14 protein-coding genes and 1 other RNA gene are annotated in these 14,736 nt (G+C 64.3%); 10 read left to right on the plus strand and 5 right to left on the minus strand.

The annotated features are described in order from the left end of the window. Positions 1 to 274 precede the first annotated feature (274 nt). The 4 genes from ptsP (at position 275) to V4R08_RS09910 (ending at position 5,967) form a co-directional block, all read left to right on the plus strand. Positions 275 to 2,542 carry a phosphoenolpyruvate--protein phosphotransferase gene (ptsP, locus tag V4R08_RS09895; RefSeq protein ID WP_335579198.1) on the plus strand — a complete coding sequence of 756 codons (2,268 nt, stop codon included), beginning with the start codon at positions 275 to 277 and terminating at the stop codon, positions 2,540 to 2,542. Positions 2,543 to 2,590: 48 nt separating this feature from the next. After that, positions 2,591 to 3,676 (plus strand): peptide chain release factor 1, encoded by a 1,086-nt coding sequence (gene prfA, locus V4R08_RS09900; protein WP_335579199.1) that lies wholly within the window; start codon positions 2,591 to 2,593, stop codon positions 3,674 to 3,676. A gap of 172 nt (positions 3,677 to 3,848) precedes the next feature. Continuing rightward, on the plus strand, positions 3,849 to 4,733 hold the full coding sequence (gene prmC / locus V4R08_RS09905; protein WP_335579200.1) for a peptide chain release factor N(5)-glutamine methyltransferase: 885 nt from the start codon (positions 3,849 to 3,851) through the stop codon (positions 4,731 to 4,733). Between the two features lie 505 nt (positions 4,734 to 5,238). Beyond that, positions 5,239 to 5,967 (plus strand): DUF4167 domain-containing protein, encoded by a 729-nt coding sequence (locus V4R08_RS09910; protein ID WP_335579201.1) that lies wholly within the window; start codon positions 5,239 to 5,241, stop codon positions 5,965 to 5,967. 57 nt (positions 5,968 to 6,024) lie between these two features. Here the strand turns inward: V4R08_RS09910 and V4R08_RS09915 are convergent, their stop codons facing one another. Then, entirely contained in the window at positions 6,025 to 6,765 is a 741-nt protein-coding gene (locus V4R08_RS09915; RefSeq protein ID WP_335579202.1) for a methyltransferase domain-containing protein, read from the minus strand. Between the two features lie 139 nt (positions 6,766 to 6,904). Between V4R08_RS09915 and gloB the strand changes: the two genes are divergently transcribed. Further along, complete coding sequence (gene gloB / locus V4R08_RS09920) at positions 6,905 to 7,672, plus strand: hydroxyacylglutathione hydrolase (RefSeq protein WP_335579203.1); 768 nt, start codon at positions 6,905 to 6,907, stop codon at positions 7,670 to 7,672. 12 nt (positions 7,673 to 7,684) lie between these two features. After that, positions 7,685 to 8,095, plus strand: a complete 411-nt coding sequence (locus V4R08_RS09925; protein ID WP_335579204.1) for a cupin domain-containing protein — start codon at positions 7,685 to 7,687, stop codon at positions 8,093 to 8,095. A 179-nt stretch (positions 8,096 to 8,274) separates the two neighbouring features. Here the strand turns inward: V4R08_RS09925 and recR are convergent, their stop codons facing one another. The 4 genes from recR to ffs form a co-directional block, all read right to left on the minus strand. Further along, positions 8,275 to 8,880, minus strand: a complete 606-nt coding sequence (recR, locus tag V4R08_RS09930) for a recombination mediator RecR (RefSeq protein ID WP_335579205.1) — start codon at positions 8,878 to 8,880, stop codon at positions 8,275 to 8,277. 101 nt (positions 8,881 to 8,981) lie between these two features. Continuing rightward, entirely contained in the window at positions 8,982 to 9,302 is a 321-nt protein-coding gene (locus V4R08_RS09935; protein ID WP_335579206.1) for a YbaB/EbfC family nucleoid-associated protein, read from the minus strand. A gap of 16 nt (positions 9,303 to 9,318) precedes the next feature. Beyond that, complete coding sequence (locus tag V4R08_RS09940; RefSeq protein WP_335579207.1) at positions 9,319 to 11,160, minus strand: DNA polymerase III subunit gamma/tau; 1,842 nt, start codon at positions 11,158 to 11,160, stop codon at positions 9,319 to 9,321. Between the two features lie 107 nt (positions 11,161 to 11,267). Next, an RNA gene (gene ffs / locus V4R08_RS09945) (signal recognition particle sRNA small type) lies at positions 11,268 to 11,364 on the minus strand. 138 nt (positions 11,365 to 11,502) lie between these two features. On the opposite strand from ffs, the gene V4R08_RS09950 reads away from it, so the two are divergent. The 4 genes from V4R08_RS09950 (at position 11,503) to V4R08_RS09965 (ending at position 14,730) form a co-directional block, all read left to right on the plus strand. After that, the gene (locus V4R08_RS09950) at positions 11,503 to 11,919 is read left to right on the plus strand and encodes an HIT domain-containing protein (protein WP_335579208.1); all 417 of its coding nucleotides are present in this window, start codon (positions 11,503 to 11,505) and stop codon (positions 11,917 to 11,919) included. A gap of 90 nt (positions 11,920 to 12,009) precedes the next feature. Next, entirely contained in the window at positions 12,010 to 12,933 is a 924-nt protein-coding gene (locus V4R08_RS09955; RefSeq protein ID WP_335579209.1) for a sugar kinase, read from the plus strand. A gap of 82 nt (positions 12,934 to 13,015) precedes the next feature. After that, complete coding sequence (locus V4R08_RS09960) at positions 13,016 to 13,525, plus strand: Lrp/AsnC family transcriptional regulator (RefSeq protein ID WP_335579210.1); 510 nt, start codon at positions 13,016 to 13,018, stop codon at positions 13,523 to 13,525. A 164-nt stretch (positions 13,526 to 13,689) separates the two neighbouring features. Further along, positions 13,690 to 14,730, plus strand: a complete 1,041-nt coding sequence (locus V4R08_RS09965) for a YeiH family protein (protein WP_335579211.1) — start codon at positions 13,690 to 13,692, stop codon at positions 14,728 to 14,730. The last annotated feature ends 6 nt before the right edge of the window (positions 14,731 to 14,736 follow it).

Genomic DNA, 14,736 nt, shown 5'->3' on the forward strand with positions numbered 1-14,736 from the left:
CCGGCTGAGCCGGCGCAACGCGGTCGTGGCCTCACCCGTCGCGACACGCACGCCGGTTGCGGCTTTTCCAAACCGCCGCCCTCGATGGCAGGCGTTTTGCTTGGCAAAATGGATGTCGATTGGTTATACGGCCTCATGACGTGGCCGTTGCGGCTAACGCCACGGCTTCAAACAATCATTCGGTCGTCGACCGCGCGGCTGCGCTTCGGACGCGGTAAAGTCATTGTTTTTCTGAGGCTTATCGAAACGGCCTCGCAGCGGAGGATACCGGGACATGCGGAGCGCGTCGAGCGGCCCCCGCGTCTTGTTGAGACGGCTCCGCGAAGTCATGGCGGAGCAGGTCAGCGCACAGGAGCGTCTCGACAAGATCGTGGTGCTGATCGCCGCCAACATGGTGGCGGAGGTCTGCTCGACCTACGTGCTGCGCGTCGACAACACCCTGGAACTCTACGCGACCGAAGGCCTCAATCGCGACGCCGTCCATCGCACCGTGCTGACCGCGCACGAGGGCCTTGTCGGCCTGGTCGCGAGCGAAGCGACGCCACTTAATCTGTCGGACGCGCAGACCCATCCGGCGTTCTCGTTCCGCCCGGAAACCGGCGAAGAAATCTACAATTCGTTCCTCGGCGTGCCGATCCTGCGCGCGGGCAACACGCTCGGCGTGCTTGTGGTGCAGAACCGCGCCAGACGCACCTATGTCGAGGAAGAGGTCGAAGCGCTCCAGACCACGGCGATGGTGGTCGCCGAGATGATCGCCTCGGGCGAACTGGCCGCCCTCGCCCAGCCCGGCCTCGAGCCCGCCGCGCGCCACTCGATCCGCCAGACCGGCGCGATCCTGTCCGACGGCATCGCGCTCGGCCATGTGGTGCTGCACGAACCGCGCGTCGTCATCACCAACTACATCGCCGAGGATCTGCCGAAGGAAATCAGGCGGCTGGAAGCGGCGCTCACCAAGCTGCGCGCCGACCTCGACCGCATGCTGGAGCGCGGCGACGTTGCGGACGGCGGCGAGCATCGCGAGGTGCTCGAGGCCTACCGGATGTTCGCCAACGATCACGGCTGGTCGCACAGGCTGCAGGAGGCGGTCGCAACCGGTCTCACCGCCGAGGCCGCCGTCGAGCGCGTGCAATCGGACACCCGCGCGCGGATGCTGCGCTCGACCGACCCTTATCTGCGCGATCGCCTGCATGACCTCGAGGATCTCGGCCACCGCCTGATGCGGCAACTGGTCGGACAGGACCACGCACCTTCCCGCGAGCAGCTCCCGGAGAATGCGATCCTGATCGCGCGCGCCATGGGGCCGGCGGCCTTGCTGGACTACGACCGCAAGCGGCTGCGCGGGCTGGTGCTGGAGGAGGGGACCGCGAATTCGCACGTCTCCATCATCGCGCGCGCGCTGGGCATCCCCGCCGTCGGCGAGGTGCCGAACGCGCCTGGAATCGCCGACCCCGGCGACGCCATCATCGTCGACGGCACCTCGGGCGCGATCTACGTGCGGCCATCGGCGGAAGTCGAATCGGCTTACGCCGAGCGCGTGCGCTTTCGCGCAAGGCGGCAGGCGCAGTACATCGCGCTGCGCGACAAGCCCTGCATCACCAGGGATGGCCAGCCGGTCGACCTCATGATCAATGCCGGCCTCCTGATCGACCTGCCGCATATCGAGGACACCAATTGCTCGGGCATCGGCCTGTTCCGGACCGAGCTGCAATTCATGGTCGGACAAAACCTGCCGCGCACGAGCGAGCAGCTTGCGCTGTACCGCGCGGTGCTGGACGCCGCCGGCGACAAGCCGGTGACCTTCCGCACCCTCGACATCGGCGGCGACAAGGCGGTGCCCTACATGGAAACCGTGGCGGAAGAAAATCCCGCGCTGGGCTGGCGCGCGATCCGGCTCGGGCTCGACCGTCCCGGTCTGCTGCGCGGCCAGATCCGCGCGCTGCTGCGCGCCGGCGGCGGACGCGCGTTGCGCATCATGTTCCCGATGATCTCGGAAGTCGCCGAATTCGATCAGGCCAAGGCGATCATCGAGCGCGAACTCACATATCTGCGCCAGCACGGCCACGCGCTGCCGGAGCGCGTGGATGTCGGCACCATGGTCGAGGTGCCCGCGCTCTTGTACCAGCTCGACGAATTGCTCAGGAAGGTCGATTTCGTCTCGGTCGGGTCGAACGACCTGTTTCAGTTCATGTTCGCGGTCGATCGCGGCAACAGTAAGGTGTCGAACCGCTTCGATACGCTCTCGGCGCCGATCCTGCGGGCATTGCGCGACATCGTGACCAAGGCCAAGGCAGCGGGGAAAAGCGCCTCGCTGTGCGGGGAAATGGCGTCGCAGCCGCTGGGCGCGCTGGTGCTGATCGCGCTCGGCTACCGCTCGCTTTCGCTGTCGGCCACCGCGCACGGTCCCGTCAAGGCCATGATTCTCGATCTCGACGCGAAAAAGGCGGAAGCGACGATCATGCCGCTGCTCGACGCGCCCTCCGGCAGCATTTCGATCCGCGACAAGCTTAAGGAATTCGCCGAAGCCGAGGGCCTTGCGTTGTAGCGAGCCTTTTGCCGCGCGCCATCCCCTTTGCATCCCGGAATTTCAGCCATGTCCTCCCTGCCCGAAGCCAAACTCGATATCCTTCTCGCCCGTCACGCCACGCTCGAAGCCGAACTGCTGAGTCAGGTCAGTGCCGAGCGGTACGTGCAGATGACGCGCGAACTGGCCGAGCTCAATCCCGTCGTGGAGGCCGTGAAGAACTGGCGCGCCGTCGGGACCGAAATCTCCGGCATCGACGCGATGATCGCCGATCCGGCCACGGACGCAGAGATGCGGGCGATGGCGGAAGCCGAGCGTCCGGCGCTGGAGGCGCGCGGCGACGAGCTCGCGCAGAAGATCCGCGTCGCGTTGCTGCCGAAAGACGCGATGGATGAGCGCAACGTGATGCTCGAAATCCGCGCCGGCACCGGAGGCGACGAAGCCTCGCTGTTCGCCGGCGATCTGTTCCGGATGTACGAGCGCTTCGCAGGCTTGCAGGGCTGGAAGGTGGAGGCGGTATCGGCGAGCGAAGGCACCATGGGCGGCTACAAGGAAATCGTCGCCGAAGTGCGGGGCCGGGGCGCCTACGCCAAGCTGAAGTTCGAATCCGGCGTGCACCGGGTGCAGCGCGTGCCCGATACCGAGACGCAGGGACGCGTCCACACCTCTGCGGCGACGGTGGCGGTGCTGCCGGAAGCCGAGGAGGTCGACGTCGAGATCAAGACCGACGATCTGCGCATCGAAACCATGCGCGCGCAGGGCGCGGGGGGCCAGCACGTCAACAAGACGGAATCGGCGATCCGCATCACCCACATCCCGACCGGCATCGTCGTCATGATGCAGGACAGCCGCTCGCAGCACAAGAACCGCGCCTCCGCGATGAACATCCTGCGTTCCCGCATCTACGACGCCGAGCGCCAGCGCATCAATGCCGCGCGCTCGGCCGACCGCAAGGATCAGGTCGGATCGGGCGACCGTTCCGAGCGCATCCGCACCTACAATTTTCCGCAAGGCCGCGTCACCGATCACCGCATCAACCTGACGCTGTACAAGCTGCCGCAGGTGATCGCCGGCGACGCATTGCATGAACTGATCGATGCGCTGACCACCGAACATCAGGCGGCGCAGCTCGCAACCGAAGGCGGCGGCGCGTGAGTACTTACTTCCCTCTCCCCTTGTAGGAGCCGAGACGAGCGAAGCTCGCTCTTAGGATGGCGAGCATCGTTAAATGCGAGCTGGGTGAAGGGTTTCCTCACGGAAATACCCCCTCACCCGGCCGCTTCGCAGCCACCCTCTCCCGCAAGGGGAGAGGGGAAAAGAGGTGCATGTGGCCGAATCATTCGCCGCACAGACCATAGAGACCGCGCGACGATCGCTGGCGGCGCGCTTCGAGGCCGCCGGGATCGACAGCGCCGCACTCGACGCTCGAATGCTGACCGGCGCGGCGCTGCACCTCGATCTCACCGGGCTGATCGCGCAAGGCCCGCGCCAGCTCACCGCGGATGACGTGACGCGCCTTGACGCTTTCGCGCGACGCCGTCTCGCGGGCGAGCCGGTGGCGCGCATTCTCGGAACGAAGGAATTCTGGGGGCTGCCGCTCAAGCTGTCGGCGGACACGCTGGTGCCGCGGCCGGATACCGAAACCGTGGTCGAGGCCGCACTCGAAATTCTCCGTGCCGAAGGCCGGACCAGGGCTCCGCTGCGCATCGCCGATCTCGGCACCGGCAGCGGTGCGATCCTGCTCGCGCTGCTGAGCGAACTGCGGGAGGCCACCGGCGTCGGCACCGATCTGAGCGCAGCGGCGCTCGACACTGCGAAAGCCAATGCGCAACACCTCGGTCTCGCGCCGCGCGCAGACTTCATGGTCAGCGACTATGCGTGGGGCCTGTCCGATCCGTTCGACCTGATCGTCTCGAACCCACCCTATATCCGCTCGGCCGATATCGCGTCTCTCGCGCCGGAGGTGCGCGACCACGATCCGCATCTCGCGCTGGATGGCGGCCGCGACGGGCTCGATGCCTATCGCCGGATCGCGACGCAAGCGGCGGGGCTGCTATCGCCCCGCGGCCTCCTCGTGCTGGAGGTCGGGCAGGGTCAGGACGGCGACGTCGTCCGACTGGTGGCCGCCGCAGGGTTAACGGTCGCGGAGCCTGCAAGGGCCGACCTCGCGGGCATCGGCCGGGCCGTCGCAGCCCGGAAATTGCCCTTTTAAAGCCCGATTGAGCCATAAAAAACCACTTGGAATATCCCTCGGGAGCGATTACGTTTCAGACATAACATCGGTCCCGGGTTGCTGGCCCCGCAGCATTGTTGCAGGTGAGCCTAAAGTTCTGGGACGAGAACCGGCCCGAGTGAACGGTTCTTAAGGGCAGGTCATCAAGCGCGATGGGCGAGAGCTGCGCTGCTTGCGACCGCGAAGCGAACGAAAGCCTATATTGCGCTTGAAGACTCACGCGAGAAAACCTGAGTTTGGTGTCTCTGGCTGAATGATCTGGCCGTGCGGGCGTGATGCGCCTGCCGGCGACTTGGGAACGCGTCTTTGCTGAGCGCAACGAACGACGAATCCGTCATGGAGATGAGCGGCGCCGATGCGCATTGCGCAGGCCGTGTCGGCGGCGGCCATTACGACGAAACGTCAAGACGATTCCCAAGGCTGAAAACGTCAAGCTGAAAACGTCAAGGCTGGAAACTTCAAGGCTGATAACCGAAGGCGGGACATGAGAAACGGTCAGAATAACAACAAGCGGATGCGTAGCCGGAACAACAACAATAATAATAATAACAATAACAACCGGCGCGGCCAGAATCCGATGACGCGGGTTTTCGAATCCAGCGGCCCCGACATCAAGATCCGCGGCACCGCCTCCCACGTCGCCGAGAAATACGTCCAGCTCGCCCGCGACGCTCGCTCATCCGGCGATCCGGTGGCCGCCGAGAACTACTATCAGCACGCCGAGCATTATTTCCGCCTGATCGCCGCGGCGCAGGAACAGTTTCGCCAGAGTCAGCCGCAGCAACAGCCGCGGATCGACGTCGACACGCCGGACGATGCGGGCGGCGACGACGACAGCGAAAGCTACTCGAATTTCGGGGCGGAGCCCGGCTTCGTTCCGGTTCAGCAGCCGCGCGACAATCATCAGCGCGACCAGCAACCCTTACAGCGCGACCAGCAGCAGCCTCGCGAGCACCGTCAACCGCAACCGCAATATCAGCCGCAACCGGCAATCCAGCCCGCCGACGATGGCGGCGTCGATCGCCTGCCGTCGTTCATCACGGGATCGCAACCTCAGGTGAGCGGCGGCCGGTTCGAAGGCAACGGCCATCAGGGCAGTGAGCGCACCGACCGCTTCCCCCCGCGCCGTCGCCGTCGCCCGCATGGTCCGCGCCCGGACGGCATGGTGCAACCGCCCGTCCCCGGCGAGGACTTCAACTCCGGCAACGAATAGCAGTGCGTTTCACCCTCTTCCGGATGGGGTGAAAGCGTCGGAACCCGCGACCGGATATCACTCCTCGGCACTGCATGACGACGGCGCGAGCGCAGGCGGCAAGGCCGGGATCAACCGGCTGTGCGCCCGCTTTGCGGCAATGGGGCGATAGACCTGCTTGGTCGCCTCCACAATATGAACGCCGGCGAATGGCAGCGACAGCGCCGCGCCGACACGCTCCCACGCCACGGCCGAGCGCAGGAACCAGCCGCCATTGATCGGCGGGACGAACAGCGCCTCGCCCCAGGCCGACGGCGTAAACCATGTCTGCCGCAGCAGTTGGGTGATCTGCGAGCGCGAATACGGCCGGCCGTAGCCGAACGGCGTAGCATCGGTCCTGGTCCAGATACCGCGGCGATTGGGAACGATTGCCATCATCCGGCCTGACGGCGAGAGGACGCGCCACACTTCACGCAGCAAGCTTTCCGGATCGTCCGACATTTCCAGCGCATGAACCAGCAGGATGCGGTCCGCCGCCGCATCCTGCAACGGCAATGAAAGCTCGTCGACCAGGGTCGCCAGCGCCGGCCGCGCCGTCGGCCATTTCAATACGCCCTGCGCCGCCGGCATGAAGGCAATACAGCGTTCGCAGTCCTCGCGGAACAGGCCGAGATAAGGCGTCGGGTAGCCGAGGCCGACCACGCACTGACCTGCCATACTCGGCCAATGCGCATGAATGCCGCGATTGATCAGCCGCCGCGCCACGATGCCGAGGCGCTGCGAATAGAAATCGCGGAGGTCAATGACGTCGATCGCCATGGCCCACATCTACCATGTAGCCAGCAGGACGGCACCCCTGCCCCGCCCCGATTTCTGCAATCGTAAACCACCCTTAACGGCATGTTTCACCGTATACATGCCTGTGCTAGCGTCGAACTCCCGGGTTCACGGAGACGACATGACCGCCGAAATTCGCCTGTTCACCTGCCTCACCGATAATTTCGGCGCCTTGATTCACGACCCCGCGACCAATGCAACCGCCGCGATCGATGCCCCGGAGGCCGGGCCGATCGTCAAGGCGCTGGAGCGTGAAGGCTGGATGCTGACCGACATTCTGGTCACTCATCACCACGCCGATCATGTCGGCGGCATCGCGGAACTGAAGCAGAAATACAACTGCCGGGTGGTCGCGCCGCATGACAAGAGCAGCCGGATCGCCAACGTCGATTTGCGCGTCGGCCAGGGCGATATCGTCAAGGTCGGAACGCTGCTGGGGCGCGTGCTGGAAACGCCCGGTCACACGCTGGACCACGTCAGCTACGTGTTCGACGACGACAAGGTGGTGTTCGCCGCCGACACGCTGTTCTCGATCGGTTGCGGGCGGGTGATCGAGGGCACCTATCCGATGATGTGGGACTCGCTTTTGAAACTGCGCGCGCTGCCGGACGATTTCCGGCTCTTTTGCGGCCACGAATACACCGCATCGAACGTGAAATTCGCGCTGACCGTTGAGCCGAACAACACGGCCCTCAAGGCCCGTGCCGAGGACGTCGCGCGGTTCCGCGCCGAGGGCAAGCCGACGGTGCCGACCCTGATGGGCGAGGAGAAGAAGGCCAACGTATTCCTGCGCGCCGACGATCCGGCGGTGGCGGCCGGAGTCCACATGAAGGGAGCCAGCGGGGCCGATGTTTTCGGCGAGTTGCGCGAGCGCAAGAACAAGTTCTGAGATGGCGCTCTGATGGATATGACGCTCTCCGCCGCCGACATCATCGCGCGGCTGGGTCTCAAGCCGCACCCGGAAGGCGGCCACTATCGTGAAACCTTTCGCGACTTCCGCACCGACGACCAGAGCCGCGCCGTCTCCACCGCGATCTATTTCCTGCTGGTGCGCGGCGAACGCTCGCGCCGGCATCGCATCGATGCGGTGGAGGTCTGGCACTACTACGCCGGCAGTCCGCTGCTGCTGCAGATCGATGACAGCGCCATCACGCGCACAATCCGTCTCGGCGCAAATCTCATAGCGGGCGAGGTACCGCAGGCGCTGGTGCCCGCTTATGCCTGGCAGACGGCGGAGAGCAGCGGCGACTGGACGCTGGTGGGATGCACGGTTGCGCCGGGGTTTGAATTCTCCGGCTTCGAACTGGGTTAGAAGCAGTCCATACTTGCAGGAATTATTGTCATTGCGAGGCGCATCGCGCCGAAGCAATCCAGAAACCGCGACGAAGGAACTGGATTGCTTCGCTCAGTGCAAAATTGGCAAAGCCATTTTGTCGCGATCTCGCAATGACGTATGAACGAGTGCGCTTCCGCCAAGGAGCTGAAAGGACTCTAAAAAAGCGTGCGCTGCCGCATCGCAGCCGACAGCGTCCCTTCATCGAGATAATCGAGTTCGCCTCCGACCGGAACGCCATGGGCGAGCCGCGTCACCTTCACGTTGGCATCGCCAAGCAGATCGGTGATGTAATGCGCCGTAGTCTGGCCGTCGACGGTCGCATTCAGCGCCAGGACGATTTCCGTCACCCGCGGATCGTGCGCCCGCGACACCAGCGCGTCGATGGTCAGATCCTGTGGACCGACGCCATCGAGCGGCGACAGCGTCGCGCCGAGCACGTGATAGAATCCGTTGGTGGCGCCGGCGCGCTCCAACGCCCAGAGGTCGGCCACGTCCGCAACCACGACGATGATGGAGGGATCGCGCCGCGTGTCCGTGCACACCGTGCATGGACTGCGCGTGTCGATGTTGCCGCAGGTTTCGCAGACCAGGATCCTGTCGATCACAACCTGAAGCGCGCCTGCCAGCGGTGTCATCAGTGCCTCGCGCTTCTTGATCAGATGCAACGCTGCCCGGCGCGCCGAGCGCGGGCCAAGCCCCGGCAGCCGCGCCAGCAACTGGATCAGACGGTCGATCTCGGGTCCGGTGACGGCGGACGGCATCTTCTGAAGCCACTCATACTTAGACCTTAGACGGAATCAGGTGCCGCCACTGCGAGGCGCTTCGCGCCACTCCGCGGCAGAACGACAAATAGACCGCGGCATCAGCCGAAACCGAGGCCGGGCGGCAGACCAAGCCCCCCCGTCAAGGACTGCATCTTCTCCTGCATCGCGACCTCCGCCTTGCGGCGCGCGTCGCTTAGTGCGCTCACCACAAGGTCCTCGAGGATTTCGCGTTCGTCCGGTTTGATCAGCGACGGATCGATCGAGATCGTCTTGACTTCCATCTTCGCGGTCATCCGCACGGTCACGAGGCCGCCGCCGGAAGCGCCTTCGACCTCCACATGGTCGAGTTCGTCCTGCATCGCCTTCATCTTGGATTGCAATTGAGCCGCCTGCTTCATCATGCCAAGAAAGTCAGCCATCAAACGTTCCTCTTTGCTATTCGTCGAAGCCGTCGGCCGGATCGTCAGGAACGGCATCGGAGTCCGGTGACGACAAAGCGAGCTTTCGCACTTCGACCACCCTCGCGCCGGGAAAACGCGCCAGCACGTCCTTCACGCGCGGATCGGCCTCGGCGGAGCGCTCCCGCTCGTTCTTTTGCAGCAGCGCCAGCGAGCGCAGCGTCGGCTGGCCCGGCTCGTTGGAAACGATCACGGTCCAGCGCCGGCCTGTCCACTGCTCCAGCTTGCGCGCGAGTTCGTTCACCAGGGTGCGCGACGCGCTGCGTTCGAGCGCGACCTCGAGCCGGCCGTCCTCCATGCGGACAAGACGCATGTCGGCCTCGAGCGCGGCCTTGATGATCAGATCGCGCTTTTCGCCGGCAAGCGCCACAAGCGCGGTAAAACTCTCGAGCCATACCGCCGGCACCGCACCCGTCGGATCGATCATCGGCGTGATCGCTTGCGGGCGGGACACCGGCTCTGCGGCGGCGCGCGGCGCCGACAAGGCGCGCGCGGCCGACGATTGGGCGGATGACACTGATCCGGGAGCCGGCCTTTGCGGCGCGGCGATGTTCGGGACGACCGGCGATTCGCCGCCGTCGCGATCCAGCATCCGGATCGCTTCATCGGGCGTCGGAAGGTCTGCAACATAGGCGATGCGCACCAGCACCATCTCGGCCGCGGCCGCCGGCCGCGTCGCGCCCTGGACTTCGGTGATGCCTTTCAGCAGCATTTGCCACATCCGCGACAGCACCCGCATCGACAGTTTCGCGGCGAAATCGCGAGCGCGCAGACGCTCGGTTTCACCGAATGCGACATTGTCTGCGATCGCGGGGACGATCTTGATGCGGGTCACGAAGTTGACGAACTCGGCCAGATCGCTGAGCACCACGACCGGATCGGCGCCGGTATCGTACTGGTCGCGAAATTCGCGGAACGCGCTCGCGATATCGCCCCGCGCCAGCGAATAGAACAGATCGATGACCCGCGTGCGGTCCGCAAGACCCAGCATCTGCCGCACGGCATCGGCCCGCACCACGCCGGCGGCGTGGGCGATGGCCTGGTCGAACAGCGATAGCGAATCGCGTACCGAGCCTTCGGCCGCCCGCGCCACGATGCCGAGCGCTTCCGGCTCGACCTCGACATTCTCTTTCGCCGCGATATTGCCGAGGTGCGTCACCAGGACATCCGCATCGACACGCCGCAGATCGAAGCGCTGGCAGCGCGACAGCACCGTGACCGGAACTTTCCGGATCTCGGTGGTGGCGAACACGAATTTTGCGTGCTCCGGCGGTTCCTCCAGCGTCTTCAGAAACGCATTGAAGGCCGCCGTCGACAGCATGTGAACTTCGTCGATGATGTAGACCTTGTAGCGCGCACTCGAAGGCGCATAGCGCACGCTGTCGTTGATCTGCCTGACATCGTCGACGCCGGTGTGAGACGCGGCGTCCATTTCCAGCACGTCGATATGCCGGCTTTCCATGATGGCCTGACAGTGAACGCCGGGCCGCGGCATCCGGATGGTCGGCCCTTTCACCGAGCCATCGGGCAATTCGTAATTCAGCGCGCGGGCGAGAATACGCGCGGTGGTGGTTTTTCCCACACCGCGCACACCGGTCAGGATCCAGGCCTGCGGGATCCGTCCGGTCTCAAAAGCATTGGACACGGTGCGCACCAGCGCCTCTTGCCCAATAAGATCGTCAAAGCTGGCGGGACGGTATTTCCGCGCCAGCACGCGATAGGCGGCGCCAACTTCGGAGGACGCCGCCGCGCCGAGATCGAAGCCGGTCTGGCCAGCGACGCTATCGGTGGATGTCGAGGGATTGCCAGCATCGGTCATTGAGCGATCCGCAATTTTTCTCTCGCGAAGCCGGTTTGCGGAACAACTGGAGCGGCCTTTCGGGCCAGGCCGAAATCCGGCGCTGGCATGGCTCGTCCAAAAAACAGGTAGGAGACTGACGAGCGACCCGATCCGGACCTCGTTAGGGCTGCTTCCTTCCGGACCTGACCCGATTGGCGAGTGGCTCGTCCACCGCCAATCTCCCGATCCCTATTTGGGGCCAAAAGGACCGGAAAGCAAGCGGGCGCGAAGGTCTCCGGCGCTCCGGATTCCGGCCATTGACCTGTGCAGGTCGCCGGGCCAGCTTGCACCGGCGCTCCTTCATTAAAGTGTTCGCAAACAATGTCCGCAACCTGGTCGCTTCATCCGCAGCTCCGCACCGACACGGTCGCAATCGGCGACCTGCCACTCAGCCGGCTCCTGCTCAGCAAGGACGGCAACTATCCCTGGCTCATTCTGGTCCCGCGACAGCCCGACGCGGTCGAGATCATCGACCTCGATCCGAACGCGCGTACGCGCCTAATGACCGAGATCGGTCAGGTCTCGGAAGCGCTCAAGGACATCGCCGATTGCGACAAGCTCAACGTGGCGGCACTCGGCAATCAGGTGCCGCAGCTCCATGTCCATATCATCGCGCGTCGAAAAGGCGACGCCGCATGGCCTCGTCCGGTCTGGGGCGCTGTGCCCGCGCGCGATTACGATGCGGCAGGACTTGAGGCATTCATCAATGCAATCCGGCGCAGGATGGGGTTCGGCTAGGCCAATGACCGCATTCGATGCGCTTTCCGACTGGCCAAACCTGCCGATTAACCGCTTGTCTCGACCTTCCGCATCGGCAAGGATTCTCGCATGAAAAAGCCCCGCATCCTGTGTATCGGCCTGCCGGTGCGTGACCTGACTTTTCGCGTGCAGGACCTGCCGGCACGCGGATTCAAGATCGGCGCCGAGCATTTCGAGGAGATCGCCGGCGGCAATGCGCTCAACGCGGCGGTCGCCATCTCCAGGCTCGGTGGCCGCGCGGCAATCTGCGGTCCGATGGGCGATGCCGGCGAAACATCCAGCCGCTATATCTTCGACAGGATGACGGAGTTGAGCATCGAGACCCGCGACCTCGTCCCCATGCCGGGCCTGGTGACGCCGATCTCCGCGATCATGATCGATCCTCGCGGCGAACGCACCATCATCACCTTCCGCGATCCCGAACTCTGGAAAGTGCGTTTGCCGGAGACCGACAGGCTGCTTGAAGACTGCGACGCCATCCTCGCAGAAAGTCGTTGCGCCGCCTTCTGCACCGGTCTCTGCGCCGAAGCGCGCCGGCGCGGCATCCCCGTCGTGATCGATGTCGATTCCGCCATGTCGATGCGGGAGGGTTTGCTCACCGCATCGTCACATCTGATTTTCTCAAGCGAAGCCCTGCAGGCCACGGCCGACGTCGCCGACGATGCGGCGGCGTTGCAGAAGCTTGCCAGGGTCACCTCGTCTTTCCTTGCCGTAACGCGCGGGGCGCAGGGCACGGTATGGCTCGATCCGAACGGCGCGCTCCGGCAGACTCCGGCCTTTCCGGTCCACACTGTGGACACACTGGGCGCCGGGGACGTGTTCCATGGCGCGTTCGCTCTCGTCATGACCGAAAAGCGGGACGTGCGGGAGGCGCTCCGGTTCGCCTCGGCCGCGGCCGCTATCAAATGCACCCGCTTCGGCGGGGCTTTCGCCTGCCCGCAACGCCCTGAAGTGGAAGCGCTTTTGCGGCAGGCGGTCTCACCCTCGGCATAGTCCGGGACTGACTGCTCTTGCATTGGAATATTTTTCTATATATGAGGTTGAACAACTTCCATGTTGGAATAACGTTCTAATCATGAGCGACCTCGCCCTCCAGCCCCCTGAGTCCGGCCGTCGCCTCGACGCCATCGACCGCAAGATCCTGACCGTGCTCCAGGAGGACGCATCCCTGTCCGTAGCCGAGATCGGCGACCGGGTCGGGTTATCCTCGACTCCCTGCTGGAAACGTATCCAGCGGCTCGAAGCGGACGGCATCATCCTGCGTCGAGTGGCGCTGGTCGATCAGAACAAGATCGGACTCGGCATTTCGGTATTCGTGTCGGTGGAAAGCGGCGACCATTCCGACGCATGGCTAAAGACGTTCGCCGATGCAGTCAGCGCGATGCCCGAGGTGATGGAACTCTACCGCATGGCGGGTGACGTCGATTACATGCTGCGCGTCGTGGTTGCGGACATGGCGAGCTACGACCTTTTTTACAAGAAGCTGATCAGCGCCGTGGCGCTGAAGAACGTCACCTCGCGATTCGCGATGGAGAAGATCAAATCGGTGACGGCGCTCCCGGTGCCTGCCCTCTCCGGCGCCTGACGTTCGCAAGACTGCGTTCGTTTCAAAGAGCCCGCCTGGGGAAACGCCGGCGGGCTTTTCTAGGGCTGGTATAATCGATTATATCGATTGAATTTACACATACAATCAATTGGATTGATTGATAATGATTTGCGATTTTGCCGGCCGGAACAGGAGATTCGGCCATGACCGCTCAAACACTCGCCGCAACGGAAAGCCGTCATCAGTGCGCGCCCGCCGCATCCGGAATTATGCCGGGCCTTTTGCTGACCGCACTCATCACAGCCGCGGCATTTGGCCTGCGTGAAATGCCCGACATCGGCACATTCAGCCCGCTGATTCTCGCCATTGTACTGGGCATGCTGTTTCACAATGCCATCGGTACACCCGCCCGCGCCAAGGCAGGGGTGACCTTCGCACTCCGCAGGGTTTTGCGCTTCGCCATCATCCTGCTCGGACTGCAACTCACCGCCGCACAGATCGCCGAGGTCGGCGCAACCGGACTGGCGGTCATCGCGCTGACGCTAATCGCGACGTTCGTATTCACGACTTGGGCCGGACGCCTGCTGGGTGTGGAAAAGAAGCTCACGCAATTGATCGCCGCAGGCACGTCGATCTGCGGAGCCTCCGCTGTGATCGCCACCAACACCGTGACCAACGCGCATGACGAGGATGTCGCCTATGCTGTGGCCTGCGTTACGGTATTCGGCTCGATCGCGATATTCGCCTACCCGCTGCTGCCAGGGCTGCTGCATCTGGAGCCCCGCGCCTTTGGCTTATGGAGCGGCGCTTCGATCCACGAAATCGCGCAGGTGGTGGCCGCAGCCTTCCAGGACGGCCAGCAAGCCGGCGAGTTCGGCACCATCGCCAAGCTCTCCCGTGTCGCGATGCTAGCGCCGATGGTGATCGGACTCGGGCTGATCGCAGCGCGGAACAACCGCAAGGCGGGCGTGACGAATGCGACCGGGCGCGCGCCGATGCCGTGGTTCGTGCTGGGTTTCGTCGCGCTGGTCGGGCTCAACAGTGTCGTCACGATCCCGCCGGAAGCAAGGAGCGTCATCGTCACCGTAACCACCGTCATGCTGTCGATGGCGCTGGCGGCGATGGGACTGGAAACCGACATCCGCAAGCTGCGCGCCAAGGGCCTGCGGCCACTGATGCTGGGCGCTGCGGCCTTCCTCTTCATCGCGTGCTTCAGCCTGTTGCTTGTGAAGATCACGACATGAGGATCA

It is taken from the genome of Nitrobacter sp. NHB1, from assembly GCF_036964665.1.
GTDB lineage: Bacteria > Pseudomonadota > Alphaproteobacteria > Rhizobiales > Xanthobacteraceae > Nitrobacter.